Origin of the sequence: Terriglobus aquaticus (assembly GCF_025685415.1) — a bacterium.
GTDB classification, from domain to species: domain Bacteria; phylum Acidobacteriota; class Terriglobia; order Terriglobales; family Acidobacteriaceae; genus Terriglobus; species Terriglobus aquaticus.
This window is the reverse complement of the sequence record NZ_JAGSYB010000001.1, coordinates 1,694,449-1,713,856: the sequence shown is the minus strand read 5'-3', so window position 1 is coordinate 1,713,856 and position 19,408 is coordinate 1,694,449. Positions and strand designations below refer to the sequence as shown.

Sequence of the window (19,408 nt, the reverse complement as noted above, 5' to 3'; positions counted from 1 at the left end):
GGGTGCCAGCGTCGACCGATCCAACTTCTTGACCGGATTCGGGCTCTATTTCTTTGATCCCCGCCGCACTGGCACTGGCGGACAGAAGGAGAGGTCGTGAGATGAAGCATGCTACCGTTTCCAAGTTTGTTACTGCGATTGCGCTTGCGGCCACGCTCAGCCTGCCCGTGCTGGCGCAAACCAACGATGCGGACGTGCAGGCAGAGGTTCAGAAGAGCCTGGATTCGAAGCGCTTCAGCGGTGTGACAGCGACGGTGAAGGATGGCGTCGTCACCCTAACCGGGACGGTGGACGTGTACGCCACCAAAGAGGACGCCGAGCACAAGATCCACCACAAGAAGGGCGTCGTCGCTGTCAGCAACCAGATCGTCGTGGGTGGCGGGCCGGCCAGCGAAACTCCCGTGTCCGACATCGAGTTGCGGAACAAACTGGCAGAAAAGCTCGCGTATGATCGCGTGGGCTACGGAACCACCGCGTTCAACAGCTTCACCATCGGCGTGCAGAACGGTGTAGTCACGCTGGGCGGCGTAGCGTACGGACCGACGGACAAGGATTCGGCGGTATCGCTGGTCTCGCACTACCCGGGCGTTCGGGACGTGATCGACAACATCGAGGTCGCTCCGGTTTCGCCGAACGACGACCGTATCCGCCTGGCCGCCGCGCGGGCGATCTATGGCTTTCCGTCTCTCAACAAGTACGCCATCGATCCCGCCAAGCCGATTCGCATCACGGTCGTCAACGGCAACATCACCCTTACCGGGGTGGTCGACAATCAGGCGGACAAGGACGCTGCTGGCATCCGCGCGAACGGCGTTTCAGGGGCGTTCAAGGTGACGAACGACCTGCAAGTCGCGAACAGCAGCGGGCGCGAGCGCTAAAGCTCACCGTCGTCAGCCACGCTCGATTGTGGCCGGGCGCTCTCTGGACTGGTCGGCGGCCATCTCTCCGGGCAGCGAAACGCCTACACTGGAGATATGGGCACGCTGACGGCTGTGGCGCGCAACACGCGCGTCACCCTGGAGATGATCAAGTGGGAGCACTCGGTGTTTGCGCTGCCGTTTGCGCTGACCGGGGCGGTGCTGGCTGCGAAGGGCGTCCCGCCCTGGCGCACCCTTCTCCTGATCATCGTCTGCATGGTGAGTGCGCGCACCGCGGCCATGGCCTTCAACCGCCTCGTCGATGCGGAAATTGATCGCATCAATCCCCGCACGGCGACGCGGGCAATTCCGGCCGGGCTCCTGTCGAGCGGCTTTGTCGGGGCGTTCACCCTGGTCAGCTCCCTGGTGTTCCTGGTGGCTGCGGCCCTGCTCAACCGCCTCACGTTGCTGCTGGCGCCCGTGGCTCTCGGCGTTGTGCTCGCATACAGCTACATGAAGCGGGTCACGCGCTGGTCGCACCTGGTACTGGGCCTCGCGCTGGGCATTGCGCCCTCTGCTGCGTGGATTGCGGTCCGGGGCACGCTTGACTGGCGCATCGTGGTGCTCACCATGGCGGTGCTGCTGTGGGTGGCGGGCTTCGACGTTCTATACGCCTGTCAGGATTGCGAACACGACCGGGCCAACGGCCTGAACAGCGTTCCGCAGGCTTTTGGGATGAGCGGAGCGTTCTGGATCGCGCGAGGCATGCACGCCGTCCTCTTCGTCGTGCTGGTTTGGCTGGTGCGGCTGTTCCACCTGCACGGGATAGCCATGGCTGGGGTGGGGCTGGTCGGAGCTCTGCTCCTGTACGAGCACTCGATCATCTCGCCCAGAGATATCCGCCGGATGAATGCAGCGTTCTTCACGCTGAACGGGATCATCTCGCTGGTCTATTTCCTCGCCGCGGCTGCGGACGTCCTCGTGTTCGGCGCTTCCTGACCACTTTGTTCGTGTGAGCCGCCTCCGAAGGTCCGCTGGAGCGAAAAGAGGAGGTCTCTTTCTTCTTCCTCGAGCAGAGGGCGGTGTCGACCTTAGGCGACACCGCTTCGAACGCCTCCGTCTGTTGCCAGATGGCGACAATAAGTAATGCTCGACCTAGTTACTTGCAGTCTGCTTCGGAACTTACTCACAACACGTAATTTCCGTACATTGGCTACAAAGTGTTAGGTGACGCACGATTTGCGTGGGATTGACCCTCACCCGATATATGGTTGTCAATCCCACAGCAGAGTGATTCTGTCGTCAAACTCCGACCTCGTATCTACACGGTCAAGGAGTTACCACTATGAACCGCTTTGCATTACTTCCTACTCTCTGCCTTCTCGCCGGTCTTTCAGTTGCGCACGCTAGCAGCTACGGACCCCTCAGTGATGGTTATGGCCTGACCGTCGGCAGCACGACGCTCAACCAGACCAACACCACCGTCGACCCCCTCAGCGGCGTGCTGAGCTTTTCAGACGGCCTCTCGAATTACACGTTCGCAGAGGTGAACGCTTCGCCCTTGGTGAATGCGTTATCCATCACGCGTGTATGCGTCCTGGTCAACCTTTCCGGTTGCCAGAGCTCGACGATCACGATTTCGGATGCCAGCCTGCTGAATGGGACCCTTGCCCTGAGTGCAGCCGCCCAGGTGTCGGCTCACCTGTCAGGGTCGGCCGTGGCTTCGGTCGGGGCGACCACTTCCAACGGCACGACAGGCATCTCGACCCTTACGTTTGTTGGGACGTCCGCCACTCTGGGGCTCCAGACAGCCGTTGTGGGTACGCAGTCCGACCCGTTCCCGGTAAATAGCCCGGTGCCGGAACCGGGCACCATCAGCCTCGTACTCTCGGGCGCCTTGGGAGTGGCTGCCGCAGCGCGCCGCCGCCTCCTGGGAGCCTAGCCTGCTCGGGCGACTGCCGGGCAGGGATGCTTTCAGATCCGAACTCCGGCAGCTATCGCGCAGTTCCGTCACGCGGCACCTCTGAAGAGAAAGGCCCGTCCAGATGGACGGGCCTTTCCGTATCTCAATCGCGAAGAACGGACTGGGTCAGCCCATGATCAATCAGATGGAGAATTAGAAGCGATCGCGCTTGGCGTCCTGCTCTGCTTTGAAGTGGTCGATCTTTTCGTTCATGTTGTCTTTGAAGTGTTCCGCTCCACTCACAATGCGGTCGCGCAAGCTCGCATTGCCGGATTCGATATGTCCGTCCGCTCGTCCGGCCTGGTAGGCTGCGTCGGCATGAGCATCCCGCGAGGACTCCGTCGCGGAGTCATGTGCCTTGCCTACCGCGTCCTTGGCATTGCCCCAGGTCTCCGTGGCGGCACCCTTCAGGCGATCTTCCGCGCCGGCATTTGAGAGATTGCGGCTGCCAATCGCTTCGCCAACTGCTTCCTCGGCCTTGCCGAACGCGTTCTGGGCTTTTCCCTTGATCTCGTCAAAATTCATGATGGTTCTCCTGGCGGCAGGATGCTGCCGCAAACATTCGGAAAGCCGCCCATGCGAGCGGCTTCCGGAAGGCTATGGATGAGGTGCCGACTACAGCGCTCGGCGTCCGCTCAACAGGTTGAAGATCAGAATGATCACGGCCAACACCAGCAAAATGTGAATCCAACCGCCGAGCGTGTAGCTGCTGACCAGACCAAGAATCCAGAGCACAACCAGAAGGATGGTTATCGTCCAAAGCATCGTCTTTCTCCTGATGCCCTGAACGCTTGCCGCCAGGGCTGAAATGCGCGGCCTTTCCAGCCACATCAACATAGTTGCCACGTACACTTCGAGGGTTGCCATTCCGGGAAGGTCTTTCTAGTTTTCTTTCAAAGCCCTTGAGTCGTGTCGGGCCGGCGGAAGGATCGGTCCTGCCGGGGAGCAGGGCTCGAGTGAGCTGAAGAGGAGCAGGGAGAATGCGGGTTGCAATTCAGGGAGAGCCGGGGTCGAACAGCCACCTGGCGGTTCAGGAGATGGTGGGTAACGCGGAACTCGTGCCATGCAGCCTCTCGGTCGAAGTGTTTGAGCGCCTTGCCGAAGGCGCAGCGAACGCGGCGGTGCTGCCCATCGAGAACTCCCTGCATGGAGCCGTGGCGGACCATTACGATCTGTTGCTGAACCACCAGGTTCGTATCGTGGGCGAACGCTCGCTTCGCATCCGCCATGCCCTGATTGCAGCGACGAACGTTCCCATCGAGCAGATCGAGCGAGTTTTGTCGCACCCGGTCGCGCTCTCGCAATGCCGCCGCTTCTTCCTGGCCCACCCCAAATGCCGAGCGGTTCCGGCGTATGACACCGCGGGCAGCGTGAAGCTGGTGCTGGCGAGCGGCAATCCAGCCGAGGCCGCGATCGCCGCACCGTATGCGGCTGAGGTGTACGGCGGGACAATACTGCGCCGGGACCTGGAGGACGATCCGCAGAACTTTACCCGGTTCCTGCTGCTGGTGCCTACTGCCGCGGCGCCTCTGGATACCCTGGCTGCGGAGCAACCGGTCAAGGCGAGCCTGGCGTTCTCCATAGCCCACAGGCCCGGCTCGCTGGTGTATGCCCTGTCTCTGCTGGCAGAACACGGCGCCGATCTCACGCGGATCGAATCCCGTCCCGTGCCGGGTCGGCCCTGGGAATACGTCTTCTTTGTCGATCTCCGGATGCAATCGCTGGCCGGCTTAGACGCAGTGCTACAGAGCTTGTCCCGGGAATGCCATTTTGTCAAAGAATTGGGCCGATACACCGAATCCGTAACGGTGGAGACCACGGCTGCCGAACCAGCGCGCGTCTGACATGGGATACCTGTTCCCCACCCTTGAGAGAACAGTGGTTTGATCGCGAAACGGACTAGCTCACCCGAAGTCCGGTGTGAGCCGATAGGACAGTGAATCCCGAGCTGATGCTGACACATCCTATGTGGGAAGATTTGATAGAGGTTCGCTCAACATGCCAAATGATTTTCTAAGTGTCATCCAGCCCAACGCCGGGCAAGAGCAGGCGAAACCGTCCAGCCAGCGAGCTCTGCCGGTGCTTCCCGTTCGCGAAACGGTGCTGTTTCCCCACGCCGTGATGCCGCTGACGGTAGGCCGCGAGAGCTCCATTCAACTAATTCAGTCGCTTGGCGATGAGCGCACCATCCTGGTTGTGGCACAGCGGGACGCGCGGCAGGACACGCCGGATGCTGCCGACCTGCACGAAACGGGCACCATCGCAACCATCCACAAGGTGGTCAAGATGCCCAACCAGTCCCTTTTTGTCTTCACGGAAGGCATGGAGCGGGCTCGTCTGGGCGACTTTGAACAGACCGCGCCCTTTCTGACCGCAACGTATGAGCGGTGGCCCGACCTGGACGTCGTGAACTCTCCGGAACTGGAAGCCCTGCAGCGCAACGTGGTCTCACAGTTCCAGCAGATTGTCACGGCGTCGCCGACCCTGTCGGACGACCTGCAAACGATCGCCTTGAACATCGACGAGCCGGGCCGGCTCGCGGACTTTATTGCGTCCTCGCTCCCGTTCCTGACCACGACCGATAAGCAGGACCTGCTGGAAACTCCTGACATCGCAGCGCGGCTGGAGCGTTTGAATCGGCACCTGGTGAAGGAGCTGGAAGTGCAGCAACTGCGCTCCAAGATTCAGAACGAAGTGCAGGACGCCGTGCAGCAGTCGCAGCGCGAGTACTACCTGCGCGAGCAGATGAAGGCGATCAGCAAGGAGCTGGGCGAGGGCGATGAAGGCAACAAGGACGTTGAGGAGCTTCGCGCAAAGATCGAAGCTGCCGGGATGCCGGCCGACACCAAAAAGGAAGCCCTGAAGGAACTTGGCCGCCTGCAGCGCATGAATCCGGCGCAGCCCGACTACGGCATGACCCGCAACTACGTGGAGTGGCTCGCGCTGCTGCCGTGGTCGAAGTCGTCCGGCGGGGAAGTCGACATCCGGAAGGCAGAAGAGTGCCTGAACGAGGACCACTACGGCCTGCAGAAGGTAAAGGACCGCATCCTCGACTACCTTTCCGTCCGGCGCTTGAAGCCTGACATGAAGGGACCGATCCTGTGCTTCGTTGGACCTCCGGGCGTGGGCAAGACCTCGCTGGGTAAGTCGATCGCAAGGGCGCTTGGTCGCAAGTTCGCGCGTATCTCGCTGGGCGGTATGCACGACGAGGCGGAGATCCGCGGCCACCGTCGCACCTACATCGGCGCCATGCCAGGGCAGATCGTGCAGAACCTGAAGCGGGTCGAGACGAATGACCCCGTCTTCATGCTGGACGAAATCGACAAGCTTGGCCGCGACTTCCGCGGCGATCCGGCTGCTGCTCTGTTGGAGACGCTGGACCCGGCGCAGAACGGGACGTTCCGCGACAACTACCTGGACCAGCCGTTTGATTTGTCCAAGGTGCTGTTCATCTGCACGGCTAACCAGCTCGATCCGATCCCGGCTCCGCTGCTGGATCGCATGGAGATCATCGAACTCACCGGCTACACCGAGGAGGAGAAGGTCAACATCGCAGAACGGTACCTGGTGCCGCGGCAGATCAAGGAGAACGGGATTGAACCCGAAGGCTCGCACCCGGAACCGGTCACCACGGATACGGCAACTGCGGCCGTCGGCGACGACCGCGGCGAACTGCTGAACGGGGATGCCGCAGTCAGCCATTCCACGGCAGAGGCAACGGCCGAAGTGCCCGAGTCGAACAAGCCCGAGGAGTTGCAAGGCGAGCCACGCATCGTGTTTCCGCGGGAGTCGCTGGCGATCATTGCCCGCCACTACACGCGCGAAGCGGGCGTGCGCAAGCTGGAGCAATTGGTAGGCACGGTGTGCCGCAAGCAGGCGCGCCGTATCGCCGAGGGCAAGACCGAGCCGCTGACCGTAACGGACGAGGTCATCCACCAGTTCCTGGGCGGCTACAAGGTGCGTGTGGATACCGAGATTGCGGAGCGCACCAAGCGCAGCGGTGTCGCGGTTGGCCTGGCGTGGACTCCTGTGGGCGGCGATGTTCTCTTCATCGAAGCCAACAAGATGAAGGGCAAGGGCAGCTTCCAGATCACGGGCCAGATTGGCGACGTGATGAAGGAGAGCATGCAGGCAGCGCTTACGTGGGTTCGCAGCAATGCGGGTCTGCTCCGCCTCGACGAAGACGTGCTGAAGGATATCGACCTGCACCTGCACGTGCCGGCCGGTGCCATTCCGAAGGACGGACCTTCGGCGGGCGTGACGATGGCGACCGCGATTGTCTCCCTGCTGACCGACCGCCCCGTGCGTCCGCTGCTGGCCATGACGGGCGAGATCACCCTGAGCGGCAATGTACTGCCGGTCGGTGGCATCAAGGAGAAGTTCCTTGCGGCCAAGCGCGCTGGGGTTCGCGACGTGATCCTGCCGATCGATGTGAAGCCGAACGTGGAGGAAGATCTCACGGCGGACCAGATCGAGGGCGTTACCATTCACTACGCATCGCGCATTGAGGATGTGCTCGACGTCGCGCTGCCACACACTCTGCGCGAAGCGCAGCAGGCTGAGCAGGTGCGCGAGGAGTTGCTCTCAGCAGCCTGATCCTTTGGAATGCAAACGCAGCGACGCCGTACGTTGACGGTGTCGCTGCGTTTTTCTTTGCGCGTGAAGGCGTTGCCAACCCGCGCTTGCTCGGTGTGCCTCCTAAGTGGTGCAGGGAGGAATCAATGGCAACCAAGCAGGCCAGCAAAGGTGCGGCGAAAAAGACGGCGCGCAAGACAGCGGCAAAGGGTGCTCCGCAGAGCATGCCGAAAGCAGGACGGAATCCAAAGGGAGGTCTGACCCAGGTGGGACGCGACTTCTTTGCCAAGCGGGACGGATCGCACCTGAAACCAGGCGTGACCGGCAAGGCCGACACGCCCGAAAAGATGCTGCGCAAAGGTTCGTTCCTGGTCCGCACCTTCACCCACCCGCGTGGACCCATGATCGATCCGAAGGGCGAACCGACGCGACTGGCGCTGAGTGCCCACGCATGGGGCGAAAAGGTTCCGAAGACCATCAGCGAGGCGCATACGCTCGCCGCAAAGGGGCACACGCTCCTGTCGAAGTACCACGCGGAACAGGAGCGCAACGGAGCGGAGAAGAAGTCTGGAACGCGCACAGCAGCGAAGTCGCCGGGCAGCACAGCCAGTCGCAAGCAGACGAGGAAAGCGCCAGCAAAGAAGACAGCGGGTTCGGGTACGAAGAGAGCGAACAAGACCGCTGCCAGAAGGCAGACCAGAAGCAAGTCAAGCTAAGTCCGCCCTAACTGGAAGCGCGACTTGGGTCCGCTCAGTGCTCTGGGCGGACCTCGCTTCTCATGCCATAGCGAGAGACTGCGCTTCGTCCGGAGCCGGGCTAAGGACGTAGGAGATGCCGTGCTCGGCAGAGATCTCTACGAGTCGCTGCAAGTCGCGAGGAATGTTCAGGCCCACGAGCTTCTCGATGAAGACGTCAAAGGAGTCGCCCGTGGCCATGATGAGGAGCTTCGCGGGCTCCTGGCCGCTGTTCCGCCAGGTGTGAAGCGTGCCGCGGGGCGTGTGGTAGCCCTGCGCGGGCATTGGAGACCACTCGGTTCCGTCGAAGATTTCGAAGCTGCCGGAGAGCGGCATGAGGAACTCATCTTCCATCGTGTGAATGTGTGGAGGCGGACCGGCCTGCGGTGGTGCGACTTCCGTGAGGATGCTGTATTTGCCTCCCGTTGTAGCGCTGGAAACGACGACGTCAATCCTTTCGTCGGCCAAAATGACAAACGACTTCTCAATGGACATGTTGCTGCTCCTGATAGGGATGCAAGACACTGGTGGGCGCGGCGGCTGCTGGTGAAGGCGAGCCGGTCAGTTCGCCGGCGACGGCAAGCTGATTCCCAAACTTAGTTCTTGATGTCCATGAGTACGCAGGCCTGGCTCAGGTGGTTCCGTGTTTCCTCACGAATTGTGATCGGTTGCGTGACGCTGGAGCGCTGGATGACAAATGAAAAAGCGGACAGCGTGTGGCTGTCCGCCTTCTCCTCTGAGGGAGGAACTATGCGCCGAGAAAGCGCCGGCGTGCCATGCCGGGCAGCGACAATGTGCCGGTGCCCAGCAGAGCCAGCGAACCTGGTCCGGGCTCGGTGCGACCGTCTGTGTGGTCACGCCAGTGGCGACGGAAGTGTCATCGTGCCGAAGTTGGTTCACACACGTGCATCCGCTTCCGCCGAAAGAACAGAAAGAGCAGAGAGAGCCAGAAAGAAGAAGGACTTCAAGAAGAGTTCAGCGTGATCACTAGATGTTCTGTGATCTTTTGTTGGTTCTACAAGGCAGCAAATACAGCAACGTGTTGCGAACTCAGTAGAGCACTAAACGGCTACTTTGTAGCCACTTAGCGACAACTTCTGTGTTGCCCAAAGGCGACAATGCTTCCACAGGTTGATCGTTGGACAGCTCGACCCCACGCACAATGCACACGGGGAACGAGGCCGCAGTTTCTAGATGAAGTGTTCTGTGCGTAAACGAAAAGAGCGGGCAGTCAGTGGCTGCCCGCTTTTGCTTGTTGCGCGCAGGACCTACGCGGCGAGGAAACGGCGACGCGCCACACCGAGCAGCGACAGCGTGCCGGTGCCAAGCAGAGCCAGTGAGCCCGGCTCCGGGGTCGCCGAGATGGATGGTGCCGAGACACCTGTGAACACAAAGGTGTCGTCGTTGTAATTGAAGTCGCTACTGCTGCTCGGAAGGTCTTCCAAGCCCACGAACAGACCGGCGGGAATGCCAGCAACGCCGCCTGTGTAGTTCGTCACGTAGCCATGGTTCACATTGTCGGAACTGTAGCTGGCTGCGCTAGCGAAGAGGCCAGCGGGGCCATTGATGAAGAACACGAGCTGATCGCCGGCGTTGATCTGCCCGGGACCGGTGCCGACCGTCACTTCTGTGCCCTGCGCTGTAGTGTGATTGGGCAGGATGTCTCCGCTGTTGTAGCCGGTTTGGACGTCGTACACCCGCACTGTGTCGCTGTTGGCAGCGGTGCTGCCGTAGAAGTAGACGTTCACACCGCCGTTGGAAGTGGCGAAGGTGGCTACCTCGGGAGCGACTTGGCCGGTGTTGCCGTAGGGAATGGCATCGGCTTTGGCGAGGGAGGCGGAAACAGCAGCAACTGCAAGCAAGCTCAGGGTCTTGGCAACAAGGTTCATCGTTCTCAACCTTTTATGAATTGTGTTCAAGGAGTTGGAACGCCGGTTTTCGCCGATTTCCAACGCGCCCAGTAAAGCACCTGCAAACCGCATTTGCGCCATTCATCTCGATGAACGGTGTAGGACTGAATCGACAGAAGTTCCACAGATTTGATGATCCATTTTTTGGAGTTTTGGATCCAGCCTCGCCGCATCGTTGATGCGCACGGATCGGGGATAAACGCCTGTATCAACGGCTCGCGATCGTCGTGCATCGAATTGTGTGAGGTGTATGGCAATGCGAGTGCAAGCAGTTATGTGTGTGGCAGCGTTGGGCATCTTCTCCATGGCGATGCAGGCACAGGTAGCGCAGGGTGCGGGCGACGTAGCAAAGGCTCCGGTGGTTGGTGCGGGCACTGCAGCCGGTGGCGTGGGCAAAGGTGCAGGTGCAGCCGCGGGCGGTGTGGGTAAAGGCGCTGCGGATGCAGTGACGCTTCACCCCTTGAACGCCGCAGGCGATGTGGGTAAGGGTGGCGCGGTGGCCGGCAAGGATGTGGGCGTGGGTGCGGCCAAGGGCACCGGCAAGATCGCGAAAGGCACAGGCAAGGGGATCAAGAAGATCCTGTAGCGCCGTGAGCGTGGCTTGCGGGCGCTTCTGTCCAGGGCGCCGTGCCTGTGGCTTTGGCGTCCTGACCGCTGCCGATATGCTGAAGGAATGCGGTTGCGTGTCCTGTTCTTCGGTATGTTGAGAGACCGATTCGGTCAGGCGGAGGAGTTGGAGCAGTTCCCGGGGCAAACCGTGGCGGATCTATTGCGCTACTACCGCGCGGTTTCGCCCGAGCTCAATGCACTCTGGGACGCGTTAGCCGTCGCCGTCAATCAGCAGTACGCAACGGTAACGACGCAGTTGAACGATGAGGACGAGGTTGCATTGCTGCCCCCGGTCAGCGGCGGAACCAGGATGGGGAAAGTGCCTTGCACGTAGTGTTGACAACCGAAGTGATCGACAGCAAGGGCGTGACCGACGCGCTGAAAGCCGGCGAGGACGGCGCAGTAACCGTGTTCGACGGCATCGTCCGGAACAACACCAAAGGGCGTCAGACGCTCTACCTGGATTACACCGCGTACGAGCCCATGGCGCTGGAACAGATGCGAGCTCTGTCGGCCGAAGCGATGGAGCGCTTTGGCGTGCGCGACGTGGCGCTGGTTCATCGGCTGGGACGCCTGACGGTCGGTGAAACCAGCGTGCTGATCGCAGTAGCCAGCGCACATCGTGGACCGACCTTTGAGGCCTGCCGCTGGCTCATCGACACACTGAAGAAACAGGTGCCGATCTGGAAGAAAGAAGTGTTTGTCGATGGTGCGGTGTGGGGCGCCGGCGAGCCGTTCCCGGCGGAGATCTCGCTGACGGGTGCGACAGCAGACACCCTTTCGTAGCAGCTTCCGTCCAACGGTTTGGAGTTTCTGCTTGCTTCGCTGGCCTGTGTCTGCCGTTGCCGTGGTGTCGTTTGCGTGGTTCGCGCTGGCCGCGCCGCAACGTGCGCAACAGGCTGGCACTGCGACAGGTTCGACTCCGCCTGCTCAGGCCGACGTGCCGATCTACCGGGTGGAGACACGGCTCATCAATGTGCCGGTGAACGTGACGGACGCGCACGGCGCTGCCATCAGCGATTTGCAACAAAGCGACTTCACGATCCGCGAAGACGGCAAGCTGCAGAAGATCGCCTTGTTTGAACGTGAGTCGTCCACGCCGTTGTCGATCGAGATGGCGGTGGATACGTCTGGCTCTGTCCTGTCGCAGATGAAGACGGAGAAGGAAGCCGGAAAGCAGTTCGCTCGCGACCTGCTGCGTGAGCAGGACGAGATGGGGTTGATCGCCTTCAGCGATGAAAGCGAGGAACTGGTCCCTTTCACCAACGATCCCAAGCGCATTGAGCAAGGTCTGAACCGGCTGGGCAAGGGCGACGATACCGCGCTCTATAACGCGATCTACGTGGCCAGCGAACGGCTGAGCCAGGCCAAGCCCGATGCCGAACGTCGCCGCGTGTTGGTGCTGGTGACCGACGGCGGCGACAACCCGACCAAGCGCGAGATGAGCTACAGCCGCGCCGTGGAGCAGGCAGAGCGCGCAGGAGCGGCAATCTACCCCATCATCATCGTGCCGATCCTGGCGGATGCAGGGCGCAATGTTGCTGGGGAGCACGCCCTCATCCAGATGGCGAACGACACGGGTGGCAAGTACTTTTACGTGACCGATCGCGAGGACCTGAAGACCGCGTTCGCCCACCTGTCGGACGCGCTGCGGACGCAGTACCTGCTGGGCTACTACGCACCACGTCGTGGGCACGACACGAGCTTCCGGCGGATCGACGTATCGCTTACCGACCCTGCCGTGAAGGCCGGCGCCCACCTGCGCTACCGGACCGGGTATTACGCCGACGCGCGTTGAGGCGAGCTTAACGTCCGCAGCGTATGCTCATGTGCGATGAGCTATTACGATCCAAGCCAGTTTCAGTTCGCCACGCCTGCTTCGCAGATTGCGCGTGAAGCGGGAGCGCTGCTGAAGCGCTTCTACGAAAAAGGTGTTGCCACTGAGTTTAAGGGCGACGTAGACATCGTCACAGAGGCGGACCGCGCGAGCGAAAAGCTGATCACGGAGCATCTGCGCGTTCAGTTTCCGGATCACGGCGTGTTTGGCGAAGAAGGGGCGCGGGAACGGCTGGGAGCGGAGTACCGGTGGTACGTCGACCCACTCGATGGCACAACGAACTTCGCACACGGGTTTCCGTATTTCGCAGTGTCCATGGGGCTGGAGCACCGGCCCGCCGGGCTGCGCGACGACGAGGATGGCGAGATGGTCGCGGCAGTGATCTATGAGCCGCTGCGCGATGAGCTGTTTCATGCCGAGCGGGGCAAAGGTGCCTGGCTAAACGGGAAGCGCATTCATACTTCCGCGTGCAAGCAGTTGCAGGAATCACTGCTGGCCACAGGCTTCCCTTCGCGCAAGCGGCACGAGTCGCCCAACGTGCACTTCTACCATGAACTGACGCTGCGCTCCCACGGGTTGCGGCGCGCGGGAGCCGCGGCCGTGGACCTGGCCTATGTTGCCTGCGGTCGGCTGGAAGGCTTCTGGGAGTTCAACCTGAACCCCTGGGATACGGCGGCGGGCATGCTGCTGGTGGAAGAGGCAGGCGGCGAGATCACCCGTTTCGACGGATCGAAGTTTCAATTGAACTCGCACGAGGTCCTGGCAAGCAACGGGAATATCGGCGGAGAACTGCGGGAGGTCTTCCGCAAGATGTTTGCGGGCGAAGAGATGACACCCATCCCGACCCCGCAGGAGTTCCGTGAGCGGCGAGAGGTCAACGCGCAGCAGTAGGCTCTGCGCGGTCTCCGAAACTGCGTCCGCAACGGTCGCATTTCATAGCTGGTATCATCGATTTCTCACGATTTTCCGGGTTTGAAAGGAACACAGACGTACCATGGCATATGTAATCGCGGAACCCTGTATCGGAACAAAGGACACGGCGTGCGCCGATGCGTGCCCGGTCGACTGCATCCACCCGAAAAAAGGCGAGGACGGCAACGAGACGGTCGATCAGTTGTATATCGATCCGGTTGAATGCATTGATTGTGGCGCGTGCGTGCCGGTGTGCCCGGTGTCGGCCATCTACGCAGCGGACGATCTGCCGGACAAGTGGGCGGACTTCGCGCAGAAGAACGCAGTTCACTTCGGACGCTAAACCACTCTGAGGATCTTCCTTGAACGCGCAGCTTCGGCTGCGCGTTTGTGTTGCTGAAGCATGGCTGCTATCCACCAATCCGAAGCGATCCTGCTGCGAACCTGGCCGTTTGCGGAAGCAGACCTGCTGGTGTCCCTGTTCACGCGCGAGCAGGGTGTGGTGCGCGGCGTGGCACGGCATGCCATGCGCTCTCGCAAACGCTTCGGCGGCGCCTTGGAACCCATGACCGAGGTGCGCGCAACCTGGCGGGAGAAGCCGAAGCAGGATCTGGTCGGCCTGGATCAACTGGACATTCTCTGGTCCCCGTTGCGCGAGCCGGTTGACCTGCCGCGCGCCACCGGGCTGGCCCTGGTAGCCGAGGTGCTGGAAGCAGCGCTGCCCGACCGTGCTCCCGAGGACGACGTTTACCGCCTGGCGCTGGCGGTGGCAAAGCGCATGCGCGGCGACAACGTGTTCCTGCCGGCGACGTACTTCCTGCTGTGGATCAACCGGCTGCTGGGCTGGATGCCCGACCTGTCCCGATGCTCGGCGACTGGCGCGTCGCTGCGCGGGCAGGCTGCTTACTTTTCGCCGGTGCGAGATGGCCTGTTTGCGACGCAGGCGCGGCCGCAGGGCAGTGTTCCCCTGAGCGCGGAGTCGCTGCAGCTTGCCGAGGAGATGTTTCGCAACCCGATCACCGCATTCGAAGGGCAAGCATGGCCGCGTGGTCGCGCGGTCGATCTGCGCAGGTTTGCCGGGGCAATGCTGGAGCGTCACCTGGAAGAGCGGCTGCAGAGCCTCCGCATGCTGGCCAAGCTGTAAGCAGCTACCAGCCAGCGGGAGAACAGTTTCGGCGTTCCATCGGTCCGCCAGCACGGGAGAGCCGGAACATGAACTCGCAGTTGATCTGGCTGCTGCCCTGATTGATCGCCGGGTAGACGTAGTACGTACGGCTGTTGGAGTCGTACACCGTGATCGCCGAGTCACGTCCGATGGGCGCCACCTGGAATGCCTGAAGGCCAGCAGCAGCCTCCGCCGCGTGAACTGTTCCGAACGAGACGAGTGCTCTGTCTACCCCCGCACCAATGACACACGCAAGCGCGAGAGAGACGATGGTTTTCCACATAGGCTGGACCTCCTGGGATTACAGAGATCCAGTTCTAGTCCTGCGATCGATGCGTCGACAAGTGAATTGTCTTTAGTTTTGTGGCTTGCCTCCGCCCGCCGCGATCCAGGCGTCCACGCGCTGTTCCAGCAAGTCCATGGGCAGAGCGCCCGAGTCGATGACCAGGTCGTGATAGTCGCTCAGCTTGAACTTCGGTCCAAGCTTGGTGCGGGCGCGCTCGCGTAGCTCGATAAACTTGAGCTGCCCCATCTTGTAACCGAGCGCCTGTGCCGGCCAGGCAATGTAGCGGTCCGTCTCACTCTGAATGTTGGTCTCGTCAATGCCGGAGTGGTCGTGGAAGAAGTCGACCATCTGCTGCCGCGTCCAGTGCTGGGAGTGCACGCCCGTATCGACCACCAGGCGGATGGCGCGCCAGATGTCCGCTTCCAGTCGGCCGTAGTCGCTGTAGGGATCCTGGTAGAAGCCCACGTCCTTGCCCAGCCTCTCGCTGTACAGACCCCAGCCTTCGGTGTAGGCGGTGTAGTAGCTGTGCTTGCGGAACTCCGGCAGGCCCTGCACCTCCTGCGCGATGCTCAATTGCAGGTGGTGTCCCGGCACGCCCTCGTGATAGCTGACGGCTTCCGCGTTCTCCAGACCGCGGTCTGCAAAGTGATAGGTGTTCACGAACACGCGGCCGGGACGCTTGCCGTCGGGTGTGCCCTCGTCGTAGTAGGCCTGCGATTGCTGCGCGGCCATGTAGTCGGGCACCTTCACGACTTCCAGCGGCGCCTTCGGCAGGGTGCCGAAGAGTTGGGGCAGCTTGGCCTGCATCCCGGCAATGTAGCCCTTGTACACGCCAAGCAGCTGGTCGGCTGACGTGGCGTGCAGCTTGGGGTTGGTCTTGATGCTCGCGTTGAAGCTCTTCAGGTCGGTGAAGCCGAGCTTCTTCGCGATCGCAAGCATTTCAGTCTCGTCGCGCTTCACCTCGTCCAGGCCAATCTGGTGGATCTGCGCCGGCGTCAGCTTGAGCGTGGTGCTCTGTCGCACGCGAAACGCGTAGTACGCATCTCCGTCGGGCAGGGCAGAGGCGCCCGGCTCCGTGCGGCAGGCCGGAATGTATTGCGCGGTCAGAAACTTGCCGAAGCGCGCGTACGCAGGCTGGACCTGCTGCGTCCAGGCGTCCGTCGCCTCCTTGGTGATGCGCTTGCGATCCTCGGCAGAGATGCCGGCCGGGAAGTGCTTGAGCGGCGCCAGGAACGGAGTGTCCTCCGGCTTTGCGTTCGAGATCGCGTCGACCTGCTTTACCACCTGCTCCATGACAAAGCGCGGAGGCGTGCGCTTCGCGTCCGCGCCCAGAGACATGGACTCTTCCACCTGCGCGAAGACGGTGGGTATGCCTTTGAGCCGCGCGATCAGGTTGTCGTAGTCGTGCACATCGTCAAACGGCATCACGTCCACAACCTGCGGCAGGCCGGTCTGCGGGCCGTTGAACTGATTCACGGGCATCTGCCACTCTTTGAACCGGGCACCCTCCTGGTCGTCGATCAGGTTCCGCACCAGCAGGTCCACCGAGATCTTGTCCTGCGCGGCAAGACCGGTGGTGTCGAAAGTGGCGAGCCTGTTCAGATAGTCGCGTTCGCGGGCAAGCCACGCATTTACGGCGGCTCCGGTGTAGTCGCTCCACCGGTCGTTGTAACGCTTGTCGCCCACGCTGGTTGCCGTCTCCGGCGAGTTCTTCAACTGGTCCTGCCAGTAGTTCTCAAACAGCTTGTGAAGCTGTGCCGAGCGCGTGGCGGGTGTGTCGACCTGGGCGGATGCGGCGAGTGGCACGGCAAGCGAGAGGCCGAGTGCCAGGAAGGCGAGGGTTTGCTTCATCACAGGTGAGTGTACGACGCAGCGCTCCGCTGATTTGGAAGCGCTGCGTTCCCACCCTACTGCTGGTTGGGCGCGAGCATGACGCTGTACGCGTCAAGCATGCGGTAGAGCGTAGACCGGCTGATGCCGAGCAGTTCCGCTGCGCGCAGTTTGTTGCCGTGGCATCGTTGCAGCACGATTTCCACGTGCTTGCGGACGATCACATCGAGCCGCCAACTGCGCAGATCGACGCGTGCCGTTGATGAGAGTGGTTGAGTTCCGTGGGTCTGTGTCACACCCCGCTTATCGGCGGAGTCGGCCGGCGAATCAGTAGAGCAGACCGCGTTGTACTAAAACGGGACGGCCCGGGAGATTTCTCCCGGGCCGCTTCTCCGATGGATGTGTCGGTTTATACGGTCGCCTTGGCGCAGTACACGTCGAACGCGCGGGCAAGTTCCTGCGCGATCGCCGGGGCATTGCTGGTCTCGATCGCCGAGCGCTGCATCAGGTACACGAGCTGTCCATCGCGCAGGATCGCAATCGCAGGCGAGGTGGGCGGGTGGCCGCCGAAGTAGCCGCGCGCCTTGTCCGTAGCTTCGCGGTCCTGGCCGGCGAACACCGTGATGGCGCGATCCGGCTTCTGCGTGTGCTGCAGGGCCATACGAACGCCCGGGCGCATCTTGCCAGCCGCGCAGCCACACACGCTGTTGACCACGACCATGGTGGTGCCGGGCTGCGCGATGGCAGAGTCGACCTCAGCCCCCGAGCGGGCCTCCTGGATACCGGCGCGGGTGAGTTCTTCGCGCATTGGAATGACCATGATCTCTGGGTACATGAAAACGTCTCCTTGACTTGCGTAGGGTCGCCGCGTCTTTGCTGCTCCGTGCTGCGGCAGCCCTACCGTCATTCTAAATGGACGCGCCCGGTGGCGAAACGATCCGCGCTGGTAGCCTGATGACGTGAGCGGGCAGGCGATGGCGGATCAGCAGGCGCCGGCGGAGACATCGCTGGCGGTGCAGGAGAATGTGCCCTTGGCGCCCTACACCACCCTGGGTGTGGGTGGACCCGCGCGCTGGTTCGTTTCTGCCCAGACTGAGGCTGAGGTCACATCCGCTGTAGCATTCGCCCGAGAACGGGGCCTGCCGCTGTTCGTACTCGGCGGCGGCAGCAATCTGCTGGTCAGCGACGCGGGCTTCCCGGGCGTTGTGCTGCACATCGGCCTGCGTGGAGTTCGCGAGGAGGTGGACCGTGGCGGCGACCCGGTCTACGTGACCGCCGCGGCGGGCGAGAGTTGGGATGACCTGGTGCAGTTCACAGTTGATCGCGATCTGCAGGGCATGGAGTGTCTCGCGGGGATACCCGGCACAGTCGGCGGAACGCCCGTGCAGAACGTGGGAGCCTACGGGCAGGAGATTGCGCAGACCCTGGTGTCGGTGCGCTGTTTCGACACAGCAACGAACGCGCTCGTCGAACTGACCAACGCCGACCTTGGCTTCGGCTACCGCACCAGCCTGCTGAACGGTGCCGAGCGCGGGCGCTACATCGTTCTGCGGGTTACGTTTGCCCTGCGCCGCTGCGATGGTGCCACGGTACGGCCCAACCTTTCGTACGCCGACCTGAAGCGCGCCTTCCCGGAGCCGGCGCGGCCGACGTTGATCGAGGTTGCGGAGACGGTACGCAAAATTCGTCGGGGCAAGGGAATGGTCGTGGACGCGGCGGACCCGGACTCGCGGTCGGCCGGATCCTTCTTCCGAAACCCTATCGTGCCCGCGGACGCGCTGCGCACCGTTGCAGAAGCTGCGGGGCTGGCCGAGTCGGACGTGCCGCACTGGCCTGCGGCGGACGGCCAAGTTAAGCTGCCTGCCGCCTGGCTGCTGGAGCGTGCCGGTTTCGTGCGCGGTACCGTGTTGGGGCAGGCAGGCATCTCGTCCAAGCACACCCTGGCCCTGATCAACCGGGGCGGCGCGACGCAGCGGGACATCGCGGCGCTGCGCGAACAGATCGTTGCCGGCGTCCGACAGCGCTTCGGTGTGGAGCTGGAGCAGGAGCCGGTCAACGTCGGCTGAGCGGGTGCGAGTTACGCGACATCCTGCGTGGCGGCAAGACTCCGAAGCAGTTCCGAGCGCTCTGCCTGAAGCACCTGTTCCGGCGGCCCTTGCGCCACGACCGCCCCGTCTCGCATGCGCAGCAGTTCCGTCGCGGTCGCAAATGCCTCACCGACATCATGCGTAACGCTCAGGATCGGCACACCGGTTCGCTGTTGGTACCGTCGCAGCACCGCGATGAGGCTTTCTCGCAGCGCGGCATCCATCCCGGTGAACACCTCATCCAGCAGCAGCGCCTTCGGCTCTGCGTACAGGGCCCGGGCGATGGCAACGCGTTGGCGTTCGCCGCCGGAAAGTGTGTGCACGGCCGCCCCACGCAAGGGCCCGAGCTGAAAGTCCTCGAGCAACGCGTCCGTGGCCCGTCGCTCCTCCACGTCTCGCCTTCCGAAGACAGACCGGCGTGCAAAGGTGATGTTCTCCTCCACGTTCAGGTTGGGGAACAGCGCTGGCGATTGCTCGACCAGCACGACACGGCGCCGGTGCGGCGGCATGCCGCGCAACTCGCGCCCATGTAACTGGCACACGCCCGAGTGCTGCGGCAAGAGACCGGCAATCAGCCGCAGCAGAGTGGACTTCCCGGAGCCAGACGGGCCAAACATGCAAGTCCAGAGCCGGGTCAGCCTCA

Annotated in this window: 24 protein-coding genes; 14 read left to right on the top strand and 10 right to left on the bottom strand. The window is 62.3% G+C overall.

Annotated elements, in window-relative coordinates; genetic code table 11:
• Window positions 1-101 precede the first annotated feature (101 nt).
• From OHL12_RS07050 to OHL12_RS07040, 3 genes are all read left to right on the top strand, one after another.
• Window positions 102-878, top strand: coding sequence for a BON domain-containing protein (locus OHL12_RS07050; protein WP_263413117.1), 777 nt, complete (start codon window positions 102-104; stop codon window positions 876-878).
• A 96-nt stretch (window positions 879-974) separates the two neighbouring features.
• The gene (locus tag OHL12_RS07045) at window positions 975-1,856 is read left to right on the top strand and encodes a UbiA-like polyprenyltransferase (protein WP_263413116.1); all 882 of its coding nucleotides are present in this window, start codon (window positions 975-977) and stop codon (window positions 1,854-1,856) included.
• A 346-nt stretch (window positions 1,857-2,202) separates the two neighbouring features.
• Window positions 2,203-2,799 (top strand): PEP-CTERM sorting domain-containing protein, encoded by a 597-nt coding sequence (locus OHL12_RS07040; protein ID WP_263413115.1) that lies wholly within the window; start codon window positions 2,203-2,205, stop codon window positions 2,797-2,799.
• Window positions 2,800-2,973: 174 nt separating this feature from the next.
• Here the strand turns inward: OHL12_RS07040 and OHL12_RS07035 are convergent, their stop codons facing one another.
• Window positions 2,974-3,345, bottom strand: coding sequence for a CsbD family protein (locus tag OHL12_RS07035; protein ID WP_263413114.1), 372 nt, complete (start codon window positions 3,343-3,345; stop codon window positions 2,974-2,976).
• A gap of 90 nt (window positions 3,346-3,435) precedes the next feature.
• Window positions 3,436-3,687, bottom strand: coding sequence for a lmo0937 family membrane protein (locus OHL12_RS17335; protein WP_317889809.1), 252 nt, complete (start codon window positions 3,685-3,687; stop codon window positions 3,436-3,438).
• Window positions 3,688-3,800: 113 nt separating this feature from the next.
• On the opposite strand from OHL12_RS17335, the gene OHL12_RS07025 reads away from it, so the two are divergent.
• The 3 genes from OHL12_RS07025 to OHL12_RS07015 all read left to right on the top strand — a co-directional run bounded on the left by OHL12_RS07025 (window position 3,801) and on the right by OHL12_RS07015 (window position 8,111).
• A complete protein-coding gene (locus tag OHL12_RS07025) occupies window positions 3,801-4,664 on the top strand; it encodes a prephenate dehydratase (RefSeq protein WP_263413113.1) in 864 nt (287 codons plus the stop codon).
• Between the two features lie 154 nt (window positions 4,665-4,818).
• Window positions 4,819-7,416: an endopeptidase La gene (lon, locus tag OHL12_RS07020; protein WP_263413112.1), complete on the top strand. Its 2,598-nt coding sequence runs from the start codon at window positions 4,819-4,821 to the stop codon at window positions 7,414-7,416.
• A gap of 125 nt (window positions 7,417-7,541) precedes the next feature.
• Window positions 7,542-8,111 carry a DUF6321 domain-containing protein gene (locus OHL12_RS07015; protein ID WP_263413111.1) on the top strand — a complete coding sequence of 190 codons (570 nt, stop codon included), beginning with the start codon at window positions 7,542-7,544 and terminating at the stop codon, window positions 8,109-8,111.
• A gap of 60 nt (window positions 8,112-8,171) precedes the next feature.
• On the opposite strand, the gene OHL12_RS07010 is transcribed toward OHL12_RS07015, so the two are convergent.
• The 3 genes from OHL12_RS07010 to OHL12_RS07000 form a co-directional block, all read right to left on the bottom strand.
• Window positions 8,172-8,624 carry a cupin domain-containing protein gene (locus OHL12_RS07010; protein ID WP_263413110.1) on the bottom strand — a complete coding sequence of 151 codons (453 nt, stop codon included), beginning with the start codon at window positions 8,622-8,624 and terminating at the stop codon, window positions 8,172-8,174.
• A gap of 773 nt (window positions 8,625-9,397) precedes the next feature.
• Window positions 9,398-10,018, bottom strand: a complete 621-nt coding sequence (locus OHL12_RS07005; RefSeq protein ID WP_263413109.1) for a PEP-CTERM sorting domain-containing protein — start codon at window positions 10,016-10,018, stop codon at window positions 9,398-9,400.
• 26 nt (window positions 10,019-10,044) lie between these two features.
• Window positions 10,045-10,272, bottom strand: coding sequence for a hypothetical protein (locus OHL12_RS07000; protein WP_263413108.1), 228 nt, complete (start codon window positions 10,270-10,272; stop codon window positions 10,045-10,047).
• A 47-nt stretch (window positions 10,273-10,319) separates the two neighbouring features.
• On the opposite strand from OHL12_RS07000, the gene OHL12_RS06995 reads away from it, so the two are divergent.
• The 7 genes from OHL12_RS06995 (at window position 10,320) to recO (ending at window position 14,541) form a co-directional block, all read left to right on the top strand.
• Complete coding sequence (locus tag OHL12_RS06995; protein ID WP_263413107.1) at window positions 10,320-10,625, top strand: hypothetical protein; 306 nt, start codon at window positions 10,320-10,322, stop codon at window positions 10,623-10,625.
• Window positions 10,626-10,712: 87 nt separating this feature from the next.
• Entirely contained in the window at window positions 10,713-10,982 is a 270-nt protein-coding gene (locus OHL12_RS06990; protein ID WP_263413106.1) for a MoaD/ThiS family protein, read from the top strand.
• Window positions 10,982-11,434 (top strand): molybdenum cofactor biosynthesis protein MoaE, encoded by a 453-nt coding sequence (locus tag OHL12_RS06985; protein WP_263413105.1) that lies wholly within the window; start codon window positions 10,982-10,984, stop codon window positions 11,432-11,434. Before OHL12_RS06990 ends, OHL12_RS06985 begins: the two co-directional genes overlap by 1 nt.
• Window positions 11,435-11,465: 31 nt before the next feature.
• Window positions 11,466-12,446, top strand: coding sequence for a VWA domain-containing protein (locus tag OHL12_RS06980; RefSeq protein ID WP_263413104.1), 981 nt, complete (start codon window positions 11,466-11,468; stop codon window positions 12,444-12,446).
• A gap of 36 nt (window positions 12,447-12,482) precedes the next feature.
• Entirely contained in the window at window positions 12,483-13,376 is an 894-nt protein-coding gene (locus tag OHL12_RS06975) for an inositol monophosphatase family protein (protein ID WP_263413103.1), read from the top strand.
• A gap of 103 nt (window positions 13,377-13,479) precedes the next feature.
• Window positions 13,480-13,740: a 4Fe-4S dicluster domain-containing protein gene (locus OHL12_RS06970; RefSeq protein WP_263413102.1), complete on the top strand. Its 261-nt coding sequence runs from the start codon at window positions 13,480-13,482 to the stop codon at window positions 13,738-13,740.
• A 60-nt stretch (window positions 13,741-13,800) separates the two neighbouring features.
• A complete protein-coding gene (gene recO, locus OHL12_RS06965) occupies window positions 13,801-14,541 on the top strand; it encodes a DNA repair protein RecO (protein ID WP_263413101.1) in 741 nt (246 codons plus the stop codon).
• 4 nt (window positions 14,542-14,545) lie between these two features.
• Here recO and OHL12_RS06960 read toward each other — a convergent pair whose 3' ends face one another.
• From OHL12_RS06960 to OHL12_RS06945, 4 genes are all read right to left on the bottom strand, one after another.
• A complete protein-coding gene (locus OHL12_RS06960; protein ID WP_263413100.1) occupies window positions 14,546-14,845 on the bottom strand; it encodes a hypothetical protein in 300 nt (99 codons plus the stop codon).
• Between the two features lie 72 nt (window positions 14,846-14,917).
• Window positions 14,918-16,699, bottom strand: coding sequence for a DUF885 domain-containing protein (locus tag OHL12_RS06955; RefSeq protein ID WP_263413099.1), 1,782 nt, complete (start codon window positions 16,697-16,699; stop codon window positions 14,918-14,920).
• 56 nt (window positions 16,700-16,755) lie between these two features.
• Window positions 16,756-16,974, bottom strand: coding sequence for a helix-turn-helix domain-containing protein (locus OHL12_RS06950; RefSeq protein ID WP_263413098.1), 219 nt, complete (start codon window positions 16,972-16,974; stop codon window positions 16,756-16,758).
• 113 nt (window positions 16,975-17,087) lie between these two features.
• Complete coding sequence (locus OHL12_RS06945) at window positions 17,088-17,513, bottom strand: BrxA/BrxB family bacilliredoxin (protein ID WP_263413097.1); 426 nt, start codon at window positions 17,511-17,513, stop codon at window positions 17,088-17,090.
• Window positions 17,514-17,652: 139 nt separating this feature from the next.
• Between OHL12_RS06945 and OHL12_RS06940 the strand changes: the two genes are divergently transcribed.
• The gene (locus OHL12_RS06940) at window positions 17,653-18,744 is read left to right on the top strand and encodes a UDP-N-acetylmuramate dehydrogenase (RefSeq protein WP_263413096.1); all 1,092 of its coding nucleotides are present in this window, start codon (window positions 17,653-17,655) and stop codon (window positions 18,742-18,744) included.
• Window positions 18,745-18,755: 11 nt separating this feature from the next.
• On the opposite strand, the gene OHL12_RS06935 is transcribed toward OHL12_RS06940, so the two are convergent.
• Window positions 18,756-19,382 carry an ABC transporter ATP-binding protein gene (locus tag OHL12_RS06935; RefSeq protein WP_263413095.1) on the bottom strand — a complete coding sequence of 209 codons (627 nt, stop codon included), beginning with the start codon at window positions 19,380-19,382 and terminating at the stop codon, window positions 18,756-18,758.
• Between the last annotated feature and the right edge of the window lie 26 nt (window positions 19,383-19,408).

Bases quoted from the DNA above. Each gene is read 5' to 3' on its own strand.
- OHL12_RS07005 (WP_263413109.1), bottom strand. From the start codon at position 10,018: ATGAACCTTGTTGCCAAGACCCTGAGCTTGCTTGCAGTTGCTGCTGTT.
- recO (WP_263413101.1), top strand. From the start codon at position 13,801: ATGGCTGCTATCCACCAATCCGAAGCGATCCTGCTGCGAACCTGGCCG.
- OHL12_RS06945 (WP_263413097.1), bottom strand. From the start codon at position 17,513: ATGTACCCAGAGATCATGGTCATTCCAATGCGCGAAGAACTCACCCGC.
- OHL12_RS06940 (WP_263413096.1), top strand. From the start codon at position 17,653: ATGGCGGATCAGCAGGCGCCGGCGGAGACATCGCTGGCGGTGCAGGAG.
- OHL12_RS06990 (WP_263413106.1), top strand. From the start codon at position 10,713: ATGCGGTTGCGTGTCCTGTTCTTCGGTATGTTGAGAGACCGATTCGGT.
- OHL12_RS07045 (WP_263413116.1), top strand. From the start codon at position 975: ATGGGCACGCTGACGGCTGTGGCGCGCAACACGCGCGTCACCCTGGAG.
- OHL12_RS07000 (WP_263413108.1), bottom strand. From the start codon at position 10,272: ATGCACGACGATCGCGAGCCGTTGATACAGGCGTTTATCCCCGATCCG.
- OHL12_RS06970 (WP_263413102.1), top strand. From the start codon at position 13,480: ATGGCATATGTAATCGCGGAACCCTGTATCGGAACAAAGGACACGGCG.
- OHL12_RS07025 (WP_263413113.1), top strand. From the start codon at position 3,801: ATGCGGGTTGCAATTCAGGGAGAGCCGGGGTCGAACAGCCACCTGGCG.
- OHL12_RS17335 (WP_317889809.1), bottom strand. From the start codon at position 3,687: ATGGCAACCCTCGAAGTGTACGTGGCAACTATGTTGATGTGGCTGGAA.
- OHL12_RS07010 (WP_263413110.1), bottom strand. From the start codon at position 8,624: ATGTCCATTGAGAAGTCGTTTGTCATTTTGGCCGACGAAAGGATTGAC.
- OHL12_RS06960 (WP_263413100.1), bottom strand. From the start codon at position 14,845: ATGTGGAAAACCATCGTCTCTCTCGCGCTTGCGTGTGTCATTGGTGCG.
- OHL12_RS07050 (WP_263413117.1), top strand. From the start codon at position 102: ATGAAGCATGCTACCGTTTCCAAGTTTGTTACTGCGATTGCGCTTGCG.
- OHL12_RS06955 (WP_263413099.1), bottom strand. From the start codon at position 16,699: ATGAAGCAAACCCTCGCCTTCCTGGCACTCGGCCTCTCGCTTGCCGTG.
- OHL12_RS07015 (WP_263413111.1), top strand. From the start codon at position 7,542: ATGGCAACCAAGCAGGCCAGCAAAGGTGCGGCGAAAAAGACGGCGCGC.
- OHL12_RS06935 (WP_263413095.1), bottom strand. From the start codon at position 19,382: ATGTTTGGCCCGTCTGGCTCCGGGAAGTCCACTCTGCTGCGGCTGATT.
- OHL12_RS07035 (WP_263413114.1), bottom strand. From the start codon at position 3,345: ATGAATTTTGACGAGATCAAGGGAAAAGCCCAGAACGCGTTCGGCAAG.
- OHL12_RS07040 (WP_263413115.1), top strand. From the start codon at position 2,203: ATGAACCGCTTTGCATTACTTCCTACTCTCTGCCTTCTCGCCGGTCTT.
- lon (WP_263413112.1), top strand. From the start codon at position 4,819: ATGCCAAATGATTTTCTAAGTGTCATCCAGCCCAACGCCGGGCAAGAG.
- OHL12_RS06975 (WP_263413103.1), top strand. From the start codon at position 12,483: ATGAGCTATTACGATCCAAGCCAGTTTCAGTTCGCCACGCCTGCTTCG.